The 463-nt window shown below is 54.4% G+C and carries 1 protein-coding gene; it reads right to left on the reverse strand.

Translation table 11 applies throughout. The features are described 5' to 3' along the window. Window positions 1–42 precede the first annotated feature (42 nt). The coding region (locus CQY20_RS34055; RefSeq protein WP_207767380.1) for a PD-(D/E)XK nuclease family protein at window positions 43–463 on the reverse strand (421 nt) is incomplete at its 5' end.

The following is a 463-nucleotide window of genomic DNA, read 5'->3' on the forward strand; positions in this document are numbered from 1 at the left end:
ACTGGCAATCCAGGTGGTCCCATCACCCTGGCAAAAATCAGGTCACACTGGTCCCATCCTCATGGCAGGCGACACTAGGAGTGCATACAGCATCAACTGCGCGATGATCTTCTCGGGAAGAGACTCCTTTGCTGCATCAGCTCCAGACTTCAAATCGATGATCGTGATGCCGTAATCACTCTCAAGCAGTAGGTCAACAGTTCCCCAGATGCAATTTTCGTCGTCGTACAGCGGTTCCTCTACCAGCGCGCTTCCGTCGATGCCGACGTAGGATCGAATGGCCTCAGCTAGTAACGGTTCTTGCACTTTCAGCCGAGATTCGGTCGCCCGGCCATCCTCGAGGAGTTCGACAGTTAAACCGTTCCTGTCAGCTTCCTGCATGTAGAGCTCGACGAGTGATAGGGAAGTAGATTGAGGGCGCCAACCGCCGCATTCAACCCATCGCTGAACCGCGAGATGTGCA

Source organism: Mycolicibacterium agri (assembly GCF_002553505.1).
GTDB lineage: Bacteria > Actinomycetota > Actinomycetes > Mycobacteriales > Mycobacteriaceae > Mycobacterium > Mycobacterium agri.